This is a genomic window from Rhodococcus sp. BL-253-APC-6A1W (assembly GCF_012843405.1).
Taxonomy (GTDB): Bacteria; Actinomycetota; Actinomycetes; order Mycobacteriales; family Mycobacteriaceae; genus Rhodococcus.
Genome location: NZ_JABAFB010000005.1, coordinates 316,528 through 338,567 on the forward strand (window position 1 = coordinate 316,528; position 22,040 = coordinate 338,567).

20 protein-coding genes are annotated in these 22,040 nt (G+C 66.5%); 12 read left to right on the forward strand and 8 right to left on the reverse strand.

Annotated elements, in window-relative coordinates; genetic code table 11:
- Positions 1–36: 36 nt before the first annotated feature.
- From kdpB to HF877_RS09980, 5 genes are all read left to right on the forward strand, one after another.
- Positions 37–2,136: a potassium-transporting ATPase subunit KdpB gene (kdpB, locus tag HF877_RS09960; protein ID WP_169620989.1), complete on the forward strand. Its 2,100-nt coding sequence runs from the start codon at positions 37–39 to the stop codon at positions 2,134–2,136.
- A 5-nt stretch (positions 2,137–2,141) separates the two neighbouring features.
- Positions 2,142–2,801: a potassium-transporting ATPase subunit C gene (locus HF877_RS09965; RefSeq protein WP_169620990.1), complete on the forward strand. Its 660-nt coding sequence runs from the start codon at positions 2,142–2,144 to the stop codon at positions 2,799–2,801.
- 7 nt (positions 2,802–2,808) lie between these two features.
- Positions 2,809–5,352: a sensor histidine kinase KdpD gene (locus HF877_RS09970; RefSeq protein WP_169620991.1), complete on the forward strand. Its 2,544-nt coding sequence runs from the start codon at positions 2,809–2,811 to the stop codon at positions 5,350–5,352.
- Positions 5,349–6,029 carry a response regulator gene (locus HF877_RS09975; RefSeq protein WP_169620992.1) on the forward strand — a complete coding sequence of 227 codons (681 nt, stop codon included), beginning with the start codon at positions 5,349–5,351 and terminating at the stop codon, positions 6,027–6,029. The genes HF877_RS09970 and HF877_RS09975 overlap by 4 nt, the downstream gene beginning before the upstream one ends.
- A gap of 153 nt (positions 6,030–6,182) precedes the next feature.
- Positions 6,183–7,037, forward strand: a complete 855-nt coding sequence (locus HF877_RS09980) for an LLM class F420-dependent oxidoreductase (protein WP_169621086.1) — start codon at positions 6,183–6,185, stop codon at positions 7,035–7,037.
- Between the two features lie 4 nt (positions 7,038–7,041).
- Here the strand turns inward: HF877_RS09980 and HF877_RS09985 are convergent, their stop codons facing one another.
- Both HF877_RS09985 and HF877_RS09990 read right to left on the reverse strand, forming a co-directional pair.
- The gene (locus HF877_RS09985) at positions 7,042–8,328 is read right to left on the reverse strand and encodes an RNA polymerase sigma factor (RefSeq protein WP_169621087.1); all 1,287 of its coding nucleotides are present in this window, start codon (positions 8,326–8,328) and stop codon (positions 7,042–7,044) included.
- A 5-nt stretch (positions 8,329–8,333) separates the two neighbouring features.
- Positions 8,334–8,765, reverse strand: a complete 432-nt coding sequence (locus tag HF877_RS09990; RefSeq protein ID WP_169620993.1) for a YciI family protein — start codon at positions 8,763–8,765, stop codon at positions 8,334–8,336.
- A 197-nt stretch (positions 8,766–8,962) separates the two neighbouring features.
- On the opposite strand from HF877_RS09990, the gene HF877_RS09995 reads away from it, so the two are divergent.
- Both HF877_RS09995 and HF877_RS10000 read left to right on the forward strand, forming a co-directional pair.
- Complete coding sequence (locus HF877_RS09995; protein ID WP_169620994.1) at positions 8,963–10,252, forward strand: glutaminase; 1,290 nt, start codon at positions 8,963–8,965, stop codon at positions 10,250–10,252.
- A 212-nt stretch (positions 10,253–10,464) separates the two neighbouring features.
- The gene (locus HF877_RS10000; protein ID WP_169620995.1) at positions 10,465–11,322 is read left to right on the forward strand and encodes an alpha/beta hydrolase; all 858 of its coding nucleotides are present in this window, start codon (positions 10,465–10,467) and stop codon (positions 11,320–11,322) included.
- Between the two features lie 517 nt (positions 11,323–11,839).
- Here the strand turns inward: HF877_RS10000 and HF877_RS10005 are convergent.
- From HF877_RS10005 to HF877_RS10030, 6 genes are all read right to left on the reverse strand, one after another.
- The gene (locus tag HF877_RS10005; RefSeq protein ID WP_169620996.1) at positions 11,840–12,265 is read right to left on the reverse strand and encodes a hypothetical protein; all 426 of its coding nucleotides are present in this window, start codon (positions 12,263–12,265) and stop codon (positions 11,840–11,842) included.
- A gap of 130 nt (positions 12,266–12,395) precedes the next feature.
- On the reverse strand, positions 12,396–13,070 hold the full coding sequence (locus HF877_RS10010) for an ABC transporter permease (RefSeq protein ID WP_296550336.1): 675 nt from the start codon (positions 13,068–13,070) through the stop codon (positions 12,396–12,398).
- Positions 13,067–13,711, reverse strand: a complete 645-nt coding sequence (locus tag HF877_RS10015; RefSeq protein WP_169620998.1) for an ABC transporter permease — start codon at positions 13,709–13,711, stop codon at positions 13,067–13,069. The genes HF877_RS10010 and HF877_RS10015 overlap by 4 nt, the downstream gene beginning before the upstream one ends.
- Positions 13,708–14,814, reverse strand: a complete 1,107-nt coding sequence (locus tag HF877_RS10020) for an ATP-binding cassette domain-containing protein (RefSeq protein WP_169620999.1) — start codon at positions 14,812–14,814, stop codon at positions 13,708–13,710. Before HF877_RS10020 ends, HF877_RS10015 begins: the two co-directional genes overlap by 4 nt.
- A gap of 14 nt (positions 14,815–14,828) precedes the next feature.
- Positions 14,829–15,740 carry an ABC transporter substrate-binding protein gene (locus HF877_RS10025; protein ID WP_169621000.1) on the reverse strand — a complete coding sequence of 304 codons (912 nt, stop codon included), beginning with the start codon at positions 15,738–15,740 and terminating at the stop codon, positions 14,829–14,831.
- A gap of 196 nt (positions 15,741–15,936) precedes the next feature.
- Positions 15,937–18,414, reverse strand: a complete 2,478-nt coding sequence (locus HF877_RS10030) for an ATP-binding protein (protein WP_240952205.1) — start codon at positions 18,412–18,414, stop codon at positions 15,937–15,939.
- A gap of 254 nt (positions 18,415–18,668) precedes the next feature.
- Here HF877_RS10030 and HF877_RS10035 point away from each other — a divergent pair, with 254 nt between their 5' ends.
- The 5 genes from HF877_RS10035 (at position 18,669) to HF877_RS10055 (ending at position 21,985) form a co-directional block, all read left to right on the forward strand.
- Positions 18,669–19,595, forward strand: coding sequence for a LysR family transcriptional regulator (locus HF877_RS10035; RefSeq protein ID WP_169621001.1), 927 nt, complete (start codon positions 18,669–18,671; stop codon positions 19,593–19,595).
- A 150-nt stretch (positions 19,596–19,745) separates the two neighbouring features.
- Positions 19,746–20,267 carry a 2-oxo-4-hydroxy-4-carboxy-5-ureidoimidazoline decarboxylase gene (gene uraD, locus HF877_RS10040; RefSeq protein ID WP_169621002.1) on the forward strand — a complete coding sequence of 174 codons (522 nt, stop codon included), beginning with the start codon at positions 19,746–19,748 and terminating at the stop codon, positions 20,265–20,267.
- A complete protein-coding gene (gene uraH / locus HF877_RS10045) occupies positions 20,264–20,584 on the forward strand; it encodes a hydroxyisourate hydrolase (protein ID WP_169621003.1) in 321 nt (106 codons plus the stop codon). Before uraD ends, uraH begins: the two co-directional genes overlap by 4 nt.
- Positions 20,585–20,587: 3 nt before the next feature.
- The gene (gene pucL, locus HF877_RS10050) at positions 20,588–21,508 is read left to right on the forward strand and encodes a factor-independent urate hydroxylase (protein ID WP_169621004.1); all 921 of its coding nucleotides are present in this window, start codon (positions 20,588–20,590) and stop codon (positions 21,506–21,508) included.
- A 306-nt stretch (positions 21,509–21,814) separates the two neighbouring features.
- Complete coding sequence (locus tag HF877_RS10055; RefSeq protein WP_169621005.1) at positions 21,815–21,985, forward strand: hypothetical protein; 171 nt, start codon at positions 21,815–21,817, stop codon at positions 21,983–21,985.
- Positions 21,986–22,040: the final 55 nt, after the last annotated feature.

Sequence of the window (22,040 nt, forward strand, 5' to 3'; positions counted from 1 at the left end):
CTGCTCCATCACCACTTACACCCTGGAGATGTCTCGGTGACCATCGAACTTCGACGCCCTCGGGAGGACGACGTAACCGCGCCCGCCCCCCGCATCGCCGGCGGTCTGTTCTCGCCCCGGCAACTGATCGAATCCGTGCCGGGTGCAGTGCGCAAACTCGATCCCCGGCACATGGCACGCAACCCGGTGATGTTCGTCGTCCTGGTCGGTTCGGCGATCGCGACCGGTGCGGCGATCGTGGAGCCCACCGTCTTCTCCTGGCTGATCGCACTGTGGTTGTGGTTCACGGTGTTGTTCGCGAACCTGGCCGAATCGGTTGCCGAGGGGCGGGGCAAAGCCCAAGCGGCGAGCCTCCGGAAGGCGAAGCAGAACACCGTCTCTCGTCGCCTGCTGCCGTCTGGCTCGGAAGAGACCGTACCGGCTACCGAATTGAAGGTCGGAGATCTCGTCGTCGTGGAGGCCGGTGAAACGATCCCCGGTGACGGCGACGTCATCGAAGGAATCGCGACAGTCGACGAGTCCGCGATCACCGGCGAGTCCGCGCCGGTCATCCGCGAGTCGGGTGGGGATCGCTGCGCGGTCACCGGAGGCACTACCGTGTTGTCCGACCGTATCGTCGTGGGGATCACCGCTCCTGCGGGCCACACGTTCGTGGACCGCGTGATCGCGCTCGTGGAAGGTGCATCTCGGCGGAAGACCCCGAACGAGATCGCGCTCAACATCCTCCTTGCGGCACTGACGATCGTGTTCCTGTTCGCCGTCGTGGCCATCGGTCCCATGAGTGCCTACGCCGGTGCCGAGCAGGGCCCGGTCGAATTGATCGCATTGCTGGTCTGCCTGATCCCCACCACCATCGGTGCGCTGCTGTCGGCTATCGGTATCGCTGGAATGGACCGTCTCGTGCAGCGCAACGTGCTGGCGATGTCCGGGCGCGCCGTCGAGGCCGCGGGAGACATCGACACCCTGCTCCTGGACAAGACCGGGACGATCACCTTCGGCAACCGCCGCGCGACCGCACTGCACCCCGCACCCGGAGTGACGGAGGCCGAGGTGGCCGGCGCCGCGCGACTGTCGAGTCTTGCCGATACAACACCGGAGGGACGCAGCATCGTCGAACTGTGCGCCGAGCAGTACCGTCTCGATCCCGGACCCACCGGGGCCGGCGCCGACGCGGAATTCGTGCCGTTCAGCGCGCACACCAGGATGAGCGGACTCGACCTCACCGAGGCGGACGGCACGGCGGTGCGTATCCGCAAGGGCGCCGCCGACGCGGTCGGCCGCTGGACCGCACAGTTCGGGACGACAGTGCCTGTCGCAGTCACCGATCTCGTGACGGACATCGCCCGCAGGGGCGGAACTCCCCTCGTCGTTGCGCGCGTGTCGGGCACCAGCGCGTCGGTGCTGGGTGTCGTCGAACTCTCCGACGTGGTCAAACCCGGTATGGCGCAGCGGTTCGCACAGCTCCGCGCGATGGGTATCCGCACCGTGATGGTCACCGGCGACAATCCGCTGACGGCGAAATCCATTGCGGCAGAAGCGGGCGTCGACGACTTCCTCGCCGAAGCGACGCCGGAGGACAAGCTCGCGCTGATTCGCTCCGAACAGGAGGGGGGCCGCCTCGTCGCGATGACGGGTGACGGCACCAACGATGCTCCCGCGCTTGCCCAGGCCGACGTGGGGGTGGCGATGAACACCGGCACCTCCGCCGCCAAGGAAGCGGGGAACATGGTCGACCTCGACTCCGATCCCACCAAACTGATCGACATCGTCGAGATCGGCAAGCAACTGCTCATCACGCGTGGCGCTCTGACGACGTTCTCGCTGGCCAACGACCTCGCGAAGTACTTCGCCATCCTGCCGGCGCTGTTCAGCGGCATCTATCCGCAGTTGGCTGCGCTGAACATCATGGGACTCGCGACGCCACAGTCCGCGATCCTCTCGGCGGTGATCTTCAACGCGCTCGTCATCGTCGCGCTCATCCCGCTCGCACTCAAAGGTGTGCGGTACCGCCCCGCCGCCGCATCGTCGCTCTTGGGGCGAAACTTGCTGGTCTACGGCGTCGGCGGCGTAGTGACACCCTTCGTGGGCATCTGGCTGATCGACCTCGTCGTGCGTCTCGTTCCGGGAATCGGGTGAATGTCATGAGTCAAGGAAATTTCGTGCTCGGCTTCGTGCGGCAACTGAAGGCGGGTGCCATCGTGCTGGTCGCACTCACCGCCATCGTCGGCTTCGCATACCCGGCAGCGGTGTGGGCGGTGAGCCGGATCGACACCCACGCCGCGGAAGGATCACCACTGGCGGATTCGGCCGGGTGCATTGTCGGCAGCGAACTCGTCGGGGTCGATCCGCAGGTGGCTGCCGGGGAACCCGATCCCTACTTCCACCTGCGCGTCGTCGGGTCGGTCGCGGACGACGATCCGTACGCTCCCGGTGATCCGGCCGCGGCTCTGCCGTCGAACCAGGGACCCAGCAGCGAGGTGCTGGCGCGGTTCGTGGAGGAACGACGCGCCGCGATCGCCCTCCGCGAGGGTGTTGCTCCCGAGGACGTCCCGGTCGACGCGGTCACGGGTTCGGGTTCGGGCCTCGACCCGCACATCTCACCCGCGTACGCCGCGATCCAGGTACCGCGGGTCGCCGCCGCGCTCGGCGTTCCCGACGGTGACGTCCGGCGCCTTGTCGCCGAGCACACGGAGGGGCGTCAACTCGGGTTCCTCGGCGCCGAGCGCGTCGATGTTCCCGGTCTCAACGTCGCGCTGGGCTCCACCGCCCCGGACTGTGCCGGTGACACCTCGGGTGGATGATGGCGAGATGACAGGTTCGGACCACGCAGCATTCCCCGCCGTATCGCGCCGGGGAATGCTGCGGATCTACCTCGGCGCGGCTCCCGGTGCCGGCAAGACCTACGCGATGCTCGGTGAAGCGCAACGGCGTCTCGCGCGCGGTGGCGACGTGGTGGTAGCGATCGTCGACACGCACGGACGTGCGTGCACCGCCGAGAAACTGGCGGGCCTCGAGATCGTTCCACCTCGGCAGATCACCTACCGCGACACCGAGTTCGAAGAACTCGCTCTCGACGCCGTGCTCGCGCGCCGGCCCGCCGTCGCGCTCGTCGACGAACTCGCCCACACCAACGTGCCCGGTAGCCGGCACACCAAGCGCTGGAAGGACGTCGAGGAACTGCTCGACGCGGGAATCGACGTGCTCTCCACCGTCAACATCCAGCATCTCGAGTCCCTCAACGACGTCGTCGAGCAGATCACCGGCGTGGTGCAGCGCGAGACCGTCCCGGACGACATCGTCCGCCGAGCCGACCAGATCGAACTCGTCGACATCACGCCACAGGCACTGCAGCGCCGGCTCGCACACGGAAATGTCTACGCGCCGGAGAAAGTCGATGCCGCGCTGCACAACTACTTCCGCGAAGGCAACCTCACCGCGTTGCGGGAGCTGGCACTGTTGTGGCTCGCCGACCAGGTCGACCTCGCCCTGGCGAAGTACCGGGGTGAACACGCGATCACCGCCACGTGGGAGGCGCGCGAGCGGGTCGTCGTGGCCGTCACCGGTGGTCCGGAATCCGAAACCCTCGTGCGCCGCGCCAGCCGCATCGCAGCGAAATCCAGTGCCGCACTGATGGTCGTGCACGTCGTGCGGGGCGACGGCCTGACCGGTGTGTCCGCACCGCGGATGGGACAGGTTCGTGAACTCGCCGCGAGCCTCGACGCGAGCCTGCACAGCATCGTCGGCGACGACGTCCCGAGCGCCCTGCTCGACTTCGCCCGCGAGGTGAACGCGACCCAGCTGGTACTCGGGACCTCCCGCCGGCCGAGGTGGGCGCGCATTCTCGACGAAGGCATCGGCGCCGCAGTGGTCCGGGATTCCGGAAAGATCGACGTGCACATGGTCACCCACGAGCACATTTCGTCGGCACCGGGACTGGCACTGGCCGGCCGGCACGACCGTCGGCTCCTCTCGTGGGTGGCGGCGCTGTCCATCCCCCTCGCCGCCGCAGGCCTGATGGTGGTCGTCGACCGGGTCACCGGATTCACCGACCAGAACATCCTGTTCTTCGTCGTGGTCCTGGCAGTCGCGCTGTTCGGCGGCATCGGCCCGGCGATCGTCGCGGCGCTGCTGTCCGGTCTCCTGCTGAATTTCTTCTTCACCGACCCGCGTCACAGTCTTCTTCTCGCGGATCCGGGGAACTTCGTCACCACCGGCGTGTTGCTCGTTGTCGCCGTCGCGGTGGCGGCACTCGTGGATGCGGCCGCCGCGCGCACCCGGGAAGCACGCCTCGCGTCCCAGGAGGCAGAACTCCTCGCATCCTTCGCCGGTGCCGTCCTGCGTGGCGCCGGTGTGCCGACGCTGCTCGAGAAGGTCCGGGAAACCTACGCGCAGCACGGGGTCGGCTTCGTACGCGGCGACGAGGACGACTGGGACGTGCTCGGATCCGCGGGAGCAGCGCCCCCGCTGTCGATCGACGAGGCCGACACCGTCTGCCGCATCGACGACAAGCCGTACGCACTGCTGCTGTCCGGCCCACGGCTACGCGCACGCGACCGCAGGATCCTCACCGCTGTGACGGCGCAAGCCGCCGGCCTGGTGCGGCAGGAAGAACTCGCCGCGGAAGCTGCGCAGGCGGCGACACTCACCGAAACCGACCGCTTGCGCCGACTGCTGCTGTCCGCGGTCAGCCACGACCTGCGCACTCCGCTCGCGGCGGTCAAGGCAGCGGTGTCGAGTCTGCGCAGCACCGATGTTGCATTCTCACCCGACGACACCGCGGAACTGCTCGCGACCATCGAGGAGTCGGCCGACCAGCTCACGCGCCTGGTCACGAACCTGCTGGACTCCTCCCGGCTCGCCGCCGGGGTGGTGGTGCCCGCGTCCGAGCCGGTGTACCTGGACGAGGTGGTCCATCGAGCACTGGTCACCCTCACGAGCAGTGGCCCCGACACCGCCCGCTCGATACGTGAGCGCGTCGAAGTGGACGTGGACGACGCGCAGGTGCAGGCAGACTCCGCGCTGCTCGAACGGGCCCTGGCGAACCTCCTCGACAACGCGTTGCGCTACGCACCGACCGGCCCCATCCGCGTCGGCGCCACCTGCGGGAACGACCGGGTGACGGTGACGATCGCCGACAGCGGGCCGGGGCTCGCCGACAGCGAACACGACGACGTCTTCTCCACGTTTCCGCGGTCCGGCGACCAGCGGGCGGCCGGCGGCGCGGGACTGGGGCTGACGGTCGCCCGCGGTCTCGTCGAGGCGATGGGTGGGACCGTCACCGCGGCCGACACTCCGGGAGGCGGCACCACGATGATGGTCGAACTCGCCGCGCCACACGAGGACCAGCGATGACCCGCATCCTCGTGGTCGACGACGAGCCCCAACTGCTGCGTGCCTTGCGCATCAATCTGACGGCACGGGGATACGACGTGATCACCGCCACCGACGGACGCACCGCCCTGCTCGCGGCGTCCCGGCATCATCCGGACGTGATCGTCCTCGATCTGGGATTGCCGGATCTGGACGGCATCGAAGTGCTGGCGGGCCTTCGCGGCTGGAATACCGCACCCGTCATCGTGCTTTCGGCGCGGACAGATGCCGCCGACAAGGTGGCCGCTCTCGATACCGGTGCCGACGACTATGTCACCAAGCCGTTCGGAATGGAGGAGTTCCTCGCCCGCATCCGCGCCGCTGTCCGGCGCGCCGCGACGTTGCCCGACCTGCCCGAACCGGTGGTCGTGACCGATGCGTTCACCGTCGATCTCGCGGCGAAGAAGGTCGTCCGAGACGGTGCCGACATCCATCTGACCCCCACCGAATGGGGCATGCTCGAAATGCTGGTGCGCAATCGCGGAAAGCTCGTGGGGCAGCGTGAGCTTCTCACCGAACTGTGGGGGCCCTCTTATGTCGGCCAAAACCATTATCTGCGTGTCTATCTGACGCAACTGCGGCGCAAGCTCGAAAGGGACCCCACTCGTCCGCGGCATCTGATCACCGAGTCCGGTCGGGGCTACCGGTTCGAGCCTTGACCTGCCCCGCTGTGCGAGTTCGGGGCGGTGCAACCGTTGACCGGGACACGCTGTTGCCGGGACGTGGCGTTCGGTTAGCGTGGCCGGTATGACACCTGACCGCATCGAAGGACGCGGACCGCGGATGGCGGCCGCCGGACGCCTCCGATGACTCTGCGTCTCGGTATCACGAGCCCGATCGTGACCCGGGTGCCCGGAGTCGCCGGGGACTGGGAGGCCGACGCGGGCGTCGAGGACCTCGTCGCGATCGCCGAAGCCGCCGATCGCCTCGGATTCGACCACCTGACGTGCAGCGAACACGTCGCCGTACCGGTAGATGTTGCTGCGCAACGCGGTGCCACGTACTGGGACCCGCTGGCCACCTTGGGATTCCTCGCGGCGCGGACGCGGAGCATCCGGCTGGTCACACAGGTACTCGTGCTCGGGTACCACCACCCCCTCGAGATCGCGAAGCGCTACGGGACCCTCGACCGGGTCAGCGGCGGACGCCTGGTCCTGGGTGTGGGAGTCGGCAGCCTCGCAGAGGAATTCGCTCTCCTCGGTGCGCAGTTCGCGGGTCGCGGGGAGATCGCCGACGACGCGCTCCGCGCCGTGCGCGCAGCCTGGGGACGCGAGCGGCCTTCCTACGCCGGACCGCACTTCGAGTTCTCCGGCATGGTGGTGGATCCACACGGTCTCCGTACCGAGGTGCCCGTATGGGTCGGAGGCCGCACACCCCGGTCGTTGCGACGCGCGGTCGAACTCGGCGACGGCTGGGTTCCCTTCGGACTCGACCTCGACACCCTCTCCGAAATGCTGTCGCGCGCAGAACTTCCGGCCGAGTTCGACGTCGTGCTGGGGACCGGCCGGCCCGTCGACCCGCTGGGCGACCCGTCCCGCACCAGGGACCGGCTGAGACGGATCGGCGAGGCGGGTGCCACCGTGGCAGGGGTGACGATCGCCGCGACCTCGGCCGAGCACTACGTCGAGCAACTCGAAACGCTCGCGGCGCTCGATCTGCAGGGCTGAACTCTCACAGGCCGAACGACTCGCGGACTTCTTCCGCCTTGGCGAGGAGCACGGAGCGTTCCCGTTCGTTGCCTGTGAGACGTGCTGCCTCGAGCAATTCGCCGCGAGCCTCCACCGCGCGGCCGAGGCGGCGTAGCAGTTCACCCCGCACGCTGGGCAGCAGGTGGTACCCGGCCAGCGCGCCGGATGCGACGAGCCGGTCGATATCTTCGAGCGCGGCGGCCGGACCGCGCGCCATGGACAACGCTGCCGCACGGTTGAGATCGACGACCGGTGAGGGAGCCACCCGAGCGAGAATGTCGTAGAGCAGGACGATGCGATCCCAGTCCGTGTCCTCGAAGGTAGGTGCGCGGGAATGGCATTCGGCTATCGCCGCTTGAAGGCCGTACGGTCCCCGGCCGCGCCCTATCGCATCGGCTCTCGCGAGTGCGGCGAGACCGCGGTTGATCTGGGCGCGATCCCAGCGGGTGCGGTCCTGGTCGGCGAGCAACACCGGCTCACCGGATGGTGTCGTGCGGGCGGCGAACCTCGACGCGGTGAGTTCCATCAGTGCGACGAGTCCGTGCACCTCGGGTTCGCCGGGAAGAAGCTCGGCGAGGACGCGGCCCAGCCGCAAGGCCTCGTCGCCCAGATCCTTCCGGATCCATTCCTCACCCGAACTGGCAGCGTAGCCTTCGTTGAAGATCAGGTAGACGACTCCGAGAACTGCACCGAGTCGTTCCGGAAACTCCTCTCGCGCCGGAACTTCGAACGGCACCCGCGCGGCGGTGAGGGTCTTCTTGGCCCGGACTATCCGTTGCTGCACAGCGGTGGTGCGAGTGAGGAACGCTTTCGCGATCTCGTCGGACGTGAGTCCGCCGACCACCCGCAGGGTCAGCGCTACTTGCGCATTCCGGTTCAGGACCGGATGGCATGCGACGAACATCAACCGCAGCACGTCGTCGTCGATGCGGTCGGGGTCCCAGGCGTCGGTGTCGAACCCCGCCGCGTCGTCCCTCAACTCGCGTGCCAGTGTGGCATAACGCTCGTCGAGCCGGTCGCGGCGCCGCCACCCGTCGATAGCGCGCCTGGTGGCCACGGCCGTCAGCCATGCCGCCGGATTGCGGGGTACCCCGGTGTCCGGCCACTGCTCGAGCGCCTCGACCAGTGCCTGCCCGGCGAGGTCCTCCGCGAGGTCGAGGTCACGGACGGTGCGTGTCAGCGCCGCAACGATCTTGGCCGAGTCCATGCGCCACACGGCCTCGACAACGCGACGTGCGTTGTCGGGTCCGTGTGGCACCGTGTCGGTCATCGCGATCAGCCGACCACCGGCTTGTCGGCGCCCAGCTGCTCTCGCCATCCGGCTTCCTTTTGGACGTACTCGTTGTTCTGGTCGAATTCGTCGGATTCGGTCACCCGGCGAACCTCGAGCTTGGAACCGGGTCCGAGCGGGCACCGTTTCGCCCACTCGGCGGCCTCTTCCTTGCTCGACGTCTGGATGATCCAGAACCCGTTGAACAGTTCCTTGGTCTCCCCGTAGGGGCCGTCGGTGACGAGGGGCGGATCGGAGTCGAAATCGACGACGAAGCCTTCCTCCGGGTCCGACAGTCCGTCACCTGCGAGGAGGACGCCCGCCTTGATCAGAGACTCGTTGTACCGGCCCATGGCGTTGAGGATCTCCTCGAAATCGATGTTCTTCGAGGCTTCGAGGGCGGCGTCGGTGGCGCGCATCACGAGCATGTATTTCATGGGATTCTCCTTCGACTCGGAGACCGCGTGTCGATCTCTCAACCTATACGTCGAACAGGCTGGTCATCGATCGACAACACGGTGGATTTTTTTCGGGCCGGCTGCGTTCGTGGGCGGCCGTCGCCACGCGGGCAACCTTCGTGACACGGGAGCGGGGGCGGACGATCGAATCGGCGAGCATGCGCGACGATGGACGGATGCGTTCACCTCTGCCGGACTACCTGACCGAAGTTCTCTCCGTATGTTCCGAGGGAAAGGGCGCGACGTCCGATCACATCCCCGAGCTGAAAAACGCGGACCCCGACCGCTTCGCGATTTCTCTGGTCACCGCGGAGGGCGTGACGTATTCGGTAGGCGACGACGACACCGAGTTCAGCATCCAGTCGATCTCCAAGCCCTTCGTGTACGGCCTCGCGCTCGAAGAGCGTGGCTTCGAGCGGGTACTGGACGCGATCGGTGTCGAACCGTCGGGTGAGGCGTTCAACGAAATCTCGCTTCAGCGGGATACCGGACGTCCGCTCAACCCCATGATCAACGCGGGGGCGCTCACCGCTCACGCACTGGTGGGCGAGAACAAGACACCCGAATACCGCATTCGCGCGATCCGGGATCTGCTGTCGTCCCTTGCGGGGCGCGAGCTCGAGGTCGACGAGGGCATCTCGGCGTCCGAACTGGGTGCATCCTTCCGAAATGTCGCAATCGCGAACCTTTTGCGCAACTACGAGATCTTCCCGGACGATCCGGACGACATCGTCGCCGGATACGTCGGGCAATGCTCCGTGAAGGTCACCACAGCCGATCTCGCGATGATGGCCGCCACGCTCGCGGGCGGAGGCGTCCAGCCGCGGACGGGTGAGCGGATCTTTTCCCGGTCCGTCGTCCGGCAGGTGCTGTCGGTGATGGCGACCTGCGGAATGTACGACGCGGCCGGCGACTGGCTTTCGACCGTCGGTATCCCCGCGAAAAGCGGTATCTCCGGCGGGATCATCGGAATCCTGCCGGGGCAGTTGGGCATTGCGGTGTACTCGCCGCGACTGGACGAGCACGGCACCAGCGTTCGCGGCGTCGAAGCCTTCGAACGTTTGTCGCACGATATGAATCTGCACCTCATGGAGGCGCCGATCGTCTCGCGCTCGGTTCTGCGGCGCCGCGCCGTCATAGGTGAGGGCAGTGAGGCTTTCACCTTTCTCGAACTCCACGGCGACATCCATTTCACGAACGCGGAAGGCGTCGTGCGGGCACTTGTCGAGGAACCCGTCGAGACGCAGCGCGCCGTGTTCGATCTCACGCTGGTGCGCGCCGTTCTCCCGGTAGGCCGCAGGATGCTGCTCGAGGTGATCCGGCGACTGCACCTCGACGGAATCGACGTTGCGCTGGTCGATCCCGAGGAAGTGTTGTCCGATCCGGACGCCGGCGACGGCTACCGTCCTCGGGTGTTCACCACGCTCGACGAGCTGCGCGACGAATCCGCAGGCTCTTCGGAGTGAACCAGAGGTACTCGAGGGACGTCTGAGATCGCGCCGAAGAGAATGTCGGTGGCGATGGTGGCGTGGACGCTGAGGAGTGAGCTACGGTGTCGTCCGGTGTGCCGCAAGGTCGGCGAAGAGATGTCGTGCCTACGAGAGAAGATTCAGCCAATGCTGTTCACCTGTGAACATGTCGTCGTGCCCGGCTCGGCCGGATTGGGCGGGTGACCCGGATGCTCACCCGATCCCCGTACCGCTGCCCCGGTGACGACAGCGTCATCCACTCCGCGTGCGCAGGCATGCTGTCGCACTGGTCGCGGCCGGTCGACGAACATATCGCGCGCACGTCGCTGGGCGAGACGTTCGTCCTGAGTGTCGGCGCCCCCACCGCGCCGCCGATCGTCGTTCTGGCCGGCGGGGACCTTCCGGCTGCCGGCCTGCGTGTCCTCGCGGAGCAGCTGGACGACTCGCGCCGGGCGATCCTCGTCGATCTTCCCGGCCTGCCCGGCGGGAGTGCCCGTACCCGGCCCGCGGCCGAGATTCACGCGTCGTACGGCCGCTGGCTGATGGAGGTCTTCGACGCACTCGAAATAGCGAGCGCGCCGGTTATCGGCCTGGGCTGGTCGGCATCTGTTGCGGCAGCCGCAGCCGACGTGGACCGAGTGGAGAAGCTGGTCCTTGCTGCGCCGCTCGGGCTGGTGCCGCGCGCCAGGTGGCATCGCGCGCTCATTCCCGGCTTGCAGTGGCGGAACGAGCCGAATCTCGAGAACACCCAGCGTTACCTGCAGGCCCTGGCCGGGAGCGGCTACCAGCCCGACGATCCGACTTTGCGCTGGTCGTGCCGTGTCGGTGCGTACTGCACCTCACTGACCGGTCTGCCTCGGATAGGACGGTCGGTACTTCAGCGTTGGCGTGGCCGCGCGGTCGAGATCGTGGTCGGCGAGCAGGATCCGCTGATCCAGCTGTCGTCCCTGCGAAAGCTCGCCGACGATATGGCGGTCGACCTCCAGGTGGTTCCCGGTGCCGGGCATCTCCTCGCGGTCGAAGCGCCCGCTCGGCTCGCCGAAGGAGTCTTTGCCCCGCGTTCGTGAGCGTCGGACGCGGAAAACAGCGAAGTGTGACCTACGTCGCGTTCAAAACTGTGGGGGCCGGTGGTACACCCTTTGAGGACCCACGGCACGGACGGAAGGTCGATCATGCTGTTTTCTTCGCTGTTTCCCGTAGCGGGCCGTGTCAAGCCCGATTCGGGCGGGGCCGAGCCCGTGAACCCGGCACCCTCCGAGGATTCGCTTCGCGTCACCGTGTCCGCGCTGCGCGCGTGGGGTGACGAGGGAGATCACGGAAGTGGAATCGCAGGGCGCGCCTAGCGCCGGCCCGAATCGTCACGGTGGCTGTTCGGTAGCAAAGTGCGGCGCCGGACCGCCCCCGACGGGCGTACCTCAGTCCGGCGCCGCAGCTAGCAACACGACACGTCGTACCACGAGGTGAGTGTCCCCGCTCTGCGGGCTGTATAAACCGTAATGGAAGATCACGAAAAGGTCACGCGAAAAGCTGATACATCGGTCCGCGCGGTACGAGATCTCGCCGGCGCGGCCCGTGCCGGTCCGGTCAGCAGTGGGCGCTCGCACACGTCAGAGCCACCGAATGGGCACCTGTACGGGCAAGCAAACTGCGCAGAGGGCCACCGTCGAGCAGTTGACGCGTCACCTCTCGGTCGTCGAGGTCGTCGTCCTCCGCGCCCACCAGAATCTCCGGGCCGAAGCCGCTTCGGGGTCCGTGCAGCAGTAGCCGCTCTTCTTCTACAACCCGGACCGGTACGTCGTCGCCGCCGTCCACCGCACCGACGGCGAGCGCGACATATTCCCTCTCCTGTTCGACATCGCGGCAGGCCATCAGGCGGGACCCCATGAGCACCCGGTCCAGTGTCACGCCCGACGTATCCGGCGCCACACCGGAACGGCCGTACCTGTCGTCCTCCGGCAGCATCACGCGCCGCGACGTCCAGCTGAAATGCGCTTCACCGCTCGTATACATCGCAACTGCGCCTCCTCGACGACGCGCCGGGGCGAATGTCCCGTTCCTGTCTTTCGTGTCTGTCCGGAAAGTGTGCACCCGACGTCCGACACGTCCGGCGGCCCCCGCAGCGGCGACGAAGGCCCGCGAATCACCCCGTCGAAGCCCGCACGCCCTCCGAGACCACCACGCGGTACAACACCGCGAAAACCCCGAGGACGACGAGAGAACACACGGCCGCGAGGGCGGCGCCTCCCACGACGAGTGCATAGTCGCTCCGGGCAAGACCGTCCACGATCGGCCTGCCGACGCCACCGAAACTCACCGATGCCGCGATGGTCGCGGTAGCGACGATCTGGACCGCTGCGGTGCGCATGCCCACGAGGATCAGCGGCAGCGCCACCGGTAACTGCGCACGGAGGAGCACCTGCATCCGGGTCATGCCCATTCCCCGCGCCGCATCCGTGAGCGCGGGGTCGACGCCACGAATCCCCTCGTAGGAGTTGAGCAGCACGGGCGGCACCGCGAGCGCGACGAGCGGAACCAGAATCGGGACGAGCCCGATGCCGTAGAGCACGACCAGCAGCACGAGCAGCCCGTACGTCGGAAGTGCCCGGGCGGCATTGGCGAGGAGGGTCATGAGGATTCCGCCGCGACCGGTGTGGCCGGTCCACAACCCCAGCGGCAGCGCGAGCAGGACGGTCAGGACGAACGCCAGGAACGTGTAACCGAAGTGTTCGAGGAGACGGGCCGGAATCCCGGACGGCCCCGACCAGTTCGCGCCGTCACCGAAATAGTCGACGAGGTAGTACCACAGCGTCGTCACCGGGCCGCCCCTGCCGAGCGGTGCAGCCACGGGGTGACGAGCCATTGCACGAGAACCAGCACCGCGTCGGCGACGAGTGCCATCACGACGATCACCGCGATCCCGACCAGCGCGAGATCGAGCCGGTCGAGTTGCACGGAGGCTGTGAAGAGCGACCCGAATGCTCCCATTCCGATCAGTGCCCCGACACTCACCATGCTGATGTTGGCGACGACCGCGACCCGTAAGCCCGCGATGACCGCCGGCAGCGCGATCGGCAGGTCGACAGTGAGCAGCCTGCGGGGGCCCGAGAATCCCATCGCGATCGCGGATTGCCGCACACTGTCGGGGATCCCGCGTAGACCGTCGACCACATTCGGAATGAGTCCCGCGAGGGCGTACACGGCGAGCGGCAGGATCACGGTCGTGCGGCTGATGCCGGTGAACGCGATGAGCAGGACGAAGAACGCGAGCGACGGAATCGAGTACAGCACGCTCGAAATCGCCAGAACCGGTGGGTACGACCGCGGCCAGCGCACGCACACCAGACCGAGGGGCAGCGCGACCACCAGGCCCAGGAAGGATGCACCGAGGGCCATCACCAGGTGATCCGACAGCAGTTCCCAGAACGTGCCGAGGTAACCCGGGATCCGGAGACTCACAGCTGCTTCCGCACCGGCGAGTCGGTGCGCTCCCGGTGTTCCCGGCGCACGACAGCGGCCACCTCTTCACTGCTCACGACGCCCAGCGCCCGCCCGTCCTCGTCGACCGCAACTGCGAAACCGCAGGGCGACAACACCGCAGCGTCCAGCGCGGCGCGCAGAGTGTCCTTCCCCGGCACGAATCCCCGTCCCGCCGGCACGAGGGTGCCGGAGGAATCGGAGGCATGCGGATCGCGCCAGCCGACCGGTCGTTTCCCGTCGTCGACGACGAGCATCCACCGGCCGTCGCCATCCCGAATCGGCATGTCTCCGGTGGACGTGATCCTGTCTGTGTGCAGCGGCAGACCGGCCGTGGAAAAGAACGACAGCAACCGAACCCCGCGGTCGACACCCAGGAACCCGGCAACGAAGTCGTCCGCCGGGTCGCCGAGAAGCTCTTCGGGAGTCGCATATTGGGCGAGCACCCCACCCGGTCGCAACACGGCCACCCGGTCGCCGAGGGTGATGGCTTCGTCGATGTCGTGGGTGACAAGGACGATGGTTTTGGCGAGTACCGATTGCAGGCGCAGTAACTCTTGCTGCAACTCCTTGCGGACGACCGGGTCCACCGCCGAAAACGGCTCGTCCATCAGGAGAATCGGCGGATCGGCGGCGAGTGCGCGGGCCACGCCGACCCGTTGCTGCTGGCCCCCGGACAGTTGGGCCGGGTAACGGCGCGCCAACTCGTCTCCGAGTCCGACGCGGTGCAGGACCTCCATGGCGGTCGCCCGGGCCTGCTTCCGTGACGCCCCCATCAGGCGCGGCACCGTCGCGACGTTGTCGACGACGGTCCGATGCGGAAACAATCCGGCGTGCTGGATGACGTACCCGATCCCGCGCCGCAGGGTCTGCGGATCCTGGGATCGCACGTCCTCGCCGTTGACCAGGACGCGTCCGGCGGTCGGATCCACCATCCGGTTGATCATGCGCAGCGAGGTGGTCTTACCGCATCCGGAGGGGCCCACCAGCACAGTGAGAGTGCCGGTGGGCACTTCGAGGGACAGTCCGTCGACTGCCACGGTCCCGTCGGGATACTGCTTTTGCACATTGTCGAAAGTGATCACGGAGCACCCGGCCCTCAGTTGATGCCGTTGTCCTGCAACCACTCTTCGGCGACGACATCGATGTCGCGGCCCTCGGTGACGACCTGGCCGACCAACTCGATGAGAACGTCGGTGGTGAGGTTCTCGGACACAGCGTCGAGCGTCGCGACGTTCTCGTCGGTGAGATCTTCCCGGTGGACGAGCGGCGTGACGTTCTGTGCCCCGAATACGGATTCCGGATCGTCCAGTGCCACAAACGGTTCGGTACTGAGAGACGGATCGGTGGTGAAGATGTTCGCAACCTGGATGGTGTTGTCCCCGAGCGCCCGGATGGTGATCGGCCCGCCCGTGTCGGTGGGCACGAACTTCTGGAACTCGACGCCGTAGACGTCTCGGAGACCGACGACGCCCTGCCGCCGTGTCTCGAACTCGGGAGGTCCGCCGAGGGCGAGTTCGCCTGCAACCGGGGCGAGATCGGCGATGGTCGTCAGGTTGTAGCGATCCGCGGTCTCCTCCGTGACGACGAGTGCGTCCTTGTTCTCCCCCGGCGCCGACGCGAGAATGGAGAGACCTTCCGGAAGCGACTCCGCCAGAGCGGCATTGACATCCTCCGTGGTAGCCGCAGTGCTCTCGGGATCGACGCGGGCGAGCAGTGCCCCGTTGTACTCGGGCAGCACGGTGATGGCTCCGGAGGCGACCTGGTCGTAGTAGATCTCCCGGCTGCCGATGTTGAACTGGCGCGTCACCTCGGCGCCACTCCCCTCGAGCGCCTGCGCGTAGATCTCCGCGAGCAGCACATTTTCGGGGAAGTTCGCCGAACCGACGACGATGGTGCCACCCTCGCCGGACTCGGACGCGAGCGGATCGTCGGCGTTGTTCCCGGAACATCCGGTCACCGCCAGGGCAGCGGTGGCGACAACTATGGCGGTGCGAACGAAAGCTTTCACGTGGGTCTCCTCGGCGGTCGGCGTGTCGACTCTAACGCGCTCTCCTGCAGCACTGCCTGATTTGTCACCGATCGGACCCGCGTGGCTGCCGAACAGACAACGCCGGGCGACCGAATGGTCGCCCGGCGTCTCGCCGTACCGTCTCTGCCGTTCAGGTGGAGTGTTCGTCTCTCACGATGGAAGCCATCGCGCGGGATCACTCACCGTTGTTTCGCGAGACCCATCGTTCGTGCAGTTGCCCGCGCCGGATTCCGGGACTCGTACCGGGCGCGGAACCGGAGTTGCCGCTCGGCGGTAGCGGGCGCTCCCACGGATTCTCCACCGGTGCGCCGGAGTACGTGTCGTTGTTGTTCTGCTCGTATCCGGTGTAGTTGTCGTTGTTGTTCTGCTCGTATCCGGTGTAGTTGTCGTTGTTGTTCTGCTCGTATCCGGAGTACGTGTCGTTGTTGTTCTGCTCGTATCCGGAGTACGTGTCGTTATTGCCTTGCTCGTACCCGGAGTAATTGTCGTCGTTGTTCTGCTCGTACCCGGAGTAGTTGTCGTTGCCGGGCGCCTCGTATCCGGCGTACGAGTTGTTGCCCGCCCGGGACACCTCGTTGCCGTTCTGGCCGGCACCCGAGTACGCCTCGCTGCCGTTCCGGCCCGCCGACGCATACGCTTCGTTGCCGTTCGGAGTCGCACCGGCGAACGACTCGCCGTTGTGGTTGTGCGACGCGCGCTGGTCGTACTGATCCGTGTACTCGGTGTTCGTCTCTCCGGGCGGAAGAGGAAGTCGGCGCGGGCGGTCGATCTGGAACGGGTCGGACTGGGTACCGACGCCCTTGAGCAGACGGAGCGGCAGATAGAGGCTCGCGGTGACGCCGGAGTTGGTCGACGAGTCGAACGTCGGACGCAGCCGCACGGTGATCCCGTGACGGTGGGCCAGTCGCGCGACCACGAACAGACCCATGCGACGCGCTGCGCCGGAGCCGGCTTCGCTGTCCGTCGCCAGCCGTTCGTTGATCTCGGCGAGTTCGTCGGAGGGGATACCGATTCCGCGGTCGGCGATCTCGAGCAACAAGCCGCCGTCGACGGCGCGCGAGAACGCGAACGCCACGGTGCTCTCCGGCGGGGAGGCTCGCAGTGCGTTGTCGAGGAGTTCGGCCACCATGTGGACGACGTCGGTTACGGCGGTACCGAGGAGCGAACCCTCCGGTGCGTTTCCGACGTTCACGCGCTGGTAGTTCTCGACCTGTGAGACTGCGGCACGGAGCACGTCACCGAGCGGGGTGTCCGGGATCCGTCCCATTCGCTGCCGGGTGCCGGCGAGGACGAGCAACGAGTCGCCGGTGCGACGCATACGGGCCGCGAGGTGGTCGAGCGCAAACAGGTTCTGCAGACGCGTGGGGTCGCGCTCCTCGTGCTCGAGCGAGTCGATGAGCGACAGCTGCTGCTCGACGAGGGTCTTGTTGCGACGCGCCAACGTTTCGAGCATCTCGTTGACCTGCCGGCGCAACTGCGCCTGCTCACCGGCGAGCCGCAGCGCACCCTCGTTCATGGTGTCGACGGCGCGGGCGACCTCGCCGATTTCTTCCTTCGAGTGAACGCTGACCGGAGGGAGTGACACCGTACCGATTTCTGCGCCGTCCTTGATGGCGGCGATGGCCTCGGGCAGGCTTTGCTCTGCGGCAAGAAGTGTGTCGTTTCGGAGGCGGCGAAGCGGGCGCACGATCGAGAAGGCGACCATCACGGCCAGGCCCAGCGCGACGGCCAGCACGATCGCAATTCCGATGGCGTTCTTGAGTGCTTCGGTGCGAGCTTCGCTGGCATGGTTGTCGAGGAGGCCGACGATGCGGGTGGCGGAGTCGCGGACTTCCTCGATGTAGACCATGAGGCTGGTGAAGATCGAGTTGCGCAGCGCTCCGGTGTCGCCGCTGGTGCTGTCCAGATTCGCCGTCAAGTTGCGGCGATTGTCCAGTTCCGCGACGAGCGCGTCGAGCGAACTCGTGTCGGCAATGTTGGGGTTGGACTCGACGGTTTCCCGCAGGATCGACATCTGCGCTGCGTCGACGCCGAGTGCGTTCGTCCACATCAGGAGAGCACCTTCGGTGCCGGCACCCAGTGCGGAGTACGCGACGACCTGGTCCAGCAGCGCCCACTGGGTCGTCCACATGTCGAGGAGGGTGGCGCTTTCCTGGAGGACATCGGGTTCGGGCGCGGTGGAGGACGCGGCACGGAACACCGAACTCACGCGGCTGATGAACGCCTGTGCGCGCTCGCTGGCGACCACGGGTGCCATCGATCCGGCGACAGCACTGTCGAGCAGGCTGTTTCCCTCGGCGAGCACCTTGTTCAGTGCTGCTTTGATCTCGGGCTCGAGGCTGATGTTCGCGATCTGGTCCGTGAGGACCGTCTCTGCTTCCCGCGCGATCGTCGCACCGTTGTCGGTGGGCAACCCGATGATCGTCGCGGCTGCGGCACCCGCGACGCCGGTGCTGTATTCGGCGAACATCGGCAGAATCGACACCTGCTCGGCAGCAGTGCTGAAGTGGCGGGAATCCTCGAACAGGCTGATGACGCGGAGCGATCCGAAAAGCGCGGCGGCGATGATGGGGACCGCCACGACGGCGGTGACCTTGCGCCATAGGCGCCAATTCTCGGGGGAATATTGCTGGAACTGCGGTTTGAGACTCATCGTGTTCGGCCCGAACCTCTCTTGTACGTACACCGGTCGGCCGGCCGAAGCGGATGACAAATCACATGGGCCAGGGCGAAACACGGGTCCGCCGCCGTCAGGACGTGGGTCAGCGTAAGTGTCGTACGACCGGCTCACAAGATCGAAAAGCAACTCGGATAGCTGCTATACATCTTTAGATATAGGAAACGGTGGTGGGTTACTATCCCGCCGGATATTGCCGTTACGCCGGGTTTCGGAAAGGGGGGTGCGGGGTGGACTTGAGGCGGGTGGATCTCAACCTGCTTGTCGTCCTCGACGTGCTTCTTTCCGAGTGCAACGTGACCCGCGCGGCCGAACGACTGAACATGTCGCAGCCGGCGACCAGCACGGCGCTCGCTCGTCTCCGGAAGCAGTTCGACGACCCACTGCTGGTGAAGAACGGCCGCACGTTGCGCCTCACTCCGCGGGCACAGGCCCTGATCGGGCCCCTGCGGAGCGTATTGCACACGCTGGAACGGTCGATACTCTCCGAACCGACCTTCGATCCGACCGTGGATTCACGCGTGTTCACGCTCATGACAGGCGATTACGCCGAGGTCACGTTGCTCCGCATGCTCATGCGGCGGGGGCACCCGGCCAACGTGCGATTCGATCTGCGTCCCCTCACCAAGGCGTCCCTCGCAGCGTTCCACCGGCACGAAACCGACCTCGCGGTGCTGCCGGAACACCTTCTCGACGCACCCGAGTTCGAGCGGTGCCGGCGCACCGAGGTCCTGACCGACAGATACGTGGGCGCCGTCTGGTCCGGGCATCCGTACATCGGGACGGAACTGAATCGCGACGTGCTCTCCCACTATCCGTTCCTGTCGTATCTGCAGTACGACGACGACACGGCTCTGGCGCGAGCGTTGTTGCGCGCCGGGATCGTGACACGGACGGGGGCGTCCACGACGAGTATCGCGGTGCTCCCCTTCGCGCTCGAACACACCGTGTTCGTCACGCTCCTGCCCGAGAGAATGGCTGAACGAATCGCGGGAGTGGCGTCCCTGCGGATCCTCGAGCCCGCCTTCGAATTGCCTCCGCTCAGCGAATATGCAGTCTGGCACGAGGAATCCGAATCGGATCCCGCCCACGTGTGGCTCCGTGCCCAAATCGATGCGTCGCAGCGACTACGCGTTCCCGCCGGGCAACCGGCCTGACCGAGGCGCCTCGGCCACGAATTCTCTCCGCCGATCCGCGTTTGTCGGATCGTCCAAACGACCGGAGACCACGTCTCGGGAAGTTTGTAGCGCGTACGGCACCGCCGGCTCCCTTCATCCGCGATCGTGGTGACGAGAGAGAGGAGTGCCGTGCCGTACACCTGTGCCGACTTCGATGCGCTCTGTGCCCGTGACGCAGCCGCAGCCCTGTCCGAGTGCTGTTCCAGCAGGACGTGGACCGAGCGACTCGTGCAAGGCCGCCCCTACCTGAGTCGCGCCGCGCTGCTGCGCGCGTCCGATGCGGTGACAGCGGCGCTGACTCGGGACGATCTCGCCGAAGCGCTCGCGGGGCACCCACGGATCGGTGAACGGTCGGACCACGCATCGTCGAAGCGCGAGCAGGCATCGGTCGCGAGCGCGGACGCACATATCCGCGATGCACTGGTGGCAGGTAACCGCAAGTACGAGGAGCGTTTCGGGCACGTGTACCTCGTGCGTGCCGCAGGACGATCCGCGGACGAACTCCTGTCGATTCTGCAGCGGCGCCTCACTCACGATTCCGAGACCGAGTGGCGCGAGACGCGAGCGACGCTTGCCGAGATCAACCGATCGAGACTCGAGTTGCTCGTCACCGACGATTCCGTCGAATCAGGAAAGGAAGGTGTGAGGTGAGCACCGTCAGCACCCACGTTCTCGACGCCACCCGTGGAGCGCCGGCCTCCGGAGTCGAGGTCACGCTCTCGTCCGCCGGAGCGGAACTCGCGAGTGCTCGCACCGACGACGACGGGCGAATTTCCGAATTCCAGGTTCCCGCACTGGAACCCGGTACGTACACGCTGACCTTCGCCACCGGCGAGTACTTTGCGCGGCGGCACACCGAGACCTTCTACCCGGAGGTTACCGTCACCTTCCGGGTCGGCGGTGCCGGCAAAGTCCATGTGCCACTGCTGCTGTCGCCTTTTTCCTACTCCACCTATCGAGGGAGCTGACCCGTGAGTGAACTGACCGGAAAGATCGTGCTGGGCGCCAACCGCTACGGCAAGGCGGAGAACCGCGTGGTACGGATCTATCGGGACACTGCCCGCCACGAGATCCGCGACCTCAACGTGTCGACCTGCCTCCGCGGAGACTTCGACGCGGCACACCTCGAAGGCGACCAAGGTGCGGTGCTCCCGACCGACACACAGAAGCAGACGGTGTACGCGTACGCGAAGAGCAAGGGCGTCGAGTTCGTCGAAACCTACGCGCTCGAACTCGCGCGGCACTTCGTCGACGACGTCGAACCAGTCCGCGCCGCCCGCGTCGAGATCGACGACTACGCGTGGCAACGGGTGACGATCGACGGTGTCGAACACGATCACACGTGGACCCGCACCGGACCGGAGGTCCGCACGGTTTCGGTGACGGTCGAGGGAACCGGGCGGGAGCGACGGGAGTGGGTGATCGGCGGAGTCAAGGATCTCGTCGTACTCAAGTCGACCGGATCCGAATTCTCGGGTTTTCTCACCGACCCGTACACGGTCCTGGAACCGACTGCCGACCGTGTGATGGCAACCAGTCTGGTCGCACAGTGGCGATTCACGACCGACGACGTCGACTGGGATGTCACCTACGCAGGTATCAAGGCCACGATGCTCGAGCGTTTTGCGAACCTTCAATCGAAGGCACTGCAACAAACTCTCTTCGAGATGGGCCGGGCAGTGCTGGAGAAGTATCCGGTGATCGCGGAGATTCGCATGTCGGCGCCCAACAAGCATCATTTCGTCTACGACCTCGAAAGATTCGGAGTCACGAACTCGAACGAGGTATTCCACGCCGACGACCGGCCCTACGGCCTGATCCAGGCGACGGTTCAGCGGGAGGACGCACCCGAGGCCGGAAGCGCGTGGGAGCGGTTCGTCGACTGGATGTGACGACGTGAGGGCGTCACGGAGTGGCGGTGGGTGCCGGTAGTCGCGGCACGCACCGCCACTTTTCGTTGTCACCGGGTGGCCGGGAGACTTTTTCGGACGCGTACCCATCCGTTCGTACCCCGGCTCCGAATCGCTGCCAGACGGTACCGGACCGTCTCCGTTCCGAAACGCGTCGGCACGGTGGCAGCGAGACGAGGTGGCCCACATGCGCGCACTGGTAGAAGCCGGTTTTCCGGCAGTTCACCCCGCTGGTCGAGTTCGACACGTGGTCGCTCACCGTCGTGCCGGCGTGAGATGAGGCCTCTCATGTCCCCTTCTGCCTCCGGTTCCCCCCGGCATCACGGCCCGTACACCTCGGGTATCGGGTTTCTGCAAATGTTCATGGACGCCCAACGGGTGGATCCCGCCGTGTCGGCCGACTCCGTCGAGGACTCGGGTAAGGACACGAACGCCCCGGACGAGCGGCGGCAGCAATGAGTGTGGTCCCGCCGCATCGGCCCCGCGGTACGAGGATCGCCGTCGGGGTGAACCG

What these genes read in the sequence shown, in the direction of transcription:
- HF877_RS09975 (WP_169620992.1), top strand. Translation starts at nt 5,349, where the DNA reads ATGACCCGCATCCTCGTGGTCGACGACGAGCCCCAACTGCTGCGTGCC.
- HF877_RS09965 (WP_169620990.1), top strand. Translation starts at nt 2,142, where the DNA reads ATGAGTCAAGGAAATTTCGTGCTCGGCTTCGTGCGGCAACTGAAGGCG.
- HF877_RS09985 (WP_169621087.1), bottom strand. Translation starts at nt 8,328, where the DNA reads ATGACCGACACGGTGCCACACGGACCCGACAACGCACGTCGCGTTGTC.
- HF877_RS10055 (WP_169621005.1), top strand. Translation starts at nt 21,815, where the DNA reads ATGTCCCCTTCTGCCTCCGGTTCCCCCCGGCATCACGGCCCGTACACC.
- HF877_RS10000 (WP_169620995.1), top strand. Translation starts at nt 10,465, where the DNA reads ATGCTCACCCGATCCCCGTACCGCTGCCCCGGTGACGACAGCGTCATC.
- HF877_RS09995 (WP_169620994.1), top strand. Translation starts at nt 8,963, where the DNA reads ATGCGTTCACCTCTGCCGGACTACCTGACCGAAGTTCTCTCCGTATGT.
- HF877_RS10005 (WP_169620996.1), bottom strand. Translation starts at nt 12,265, where the DNA reads ATGTATACGAGCGGTGAAGCGCATTTCAGCTGGACGTCGCGGCGCGTG.
- HF877_RS09970 (WP_169620991.1), top strand. Translation starts at nt 2,809, where the DNA reads ATGACAGGTTCGGACCACGCAGCATTCCCCGCCGTATCGCGCCGGGGA.
- HF877_RS09990 (WP_169620993.1), bottom strand. Translation starts at nt 8,765, where the DNA reads ATGAAATACATGCTCGTGATGCGCGCCACCGACGCCGCCCTCGAAGCC.
- HF877_RS10030 (WP_240952205.1), bottom strand. Translation starts at nt 18,414, where the DNA reads ATGAGTCTCAAACCGCAGTTCCAGCAATATTCCCCCGAGAATTGGCGC.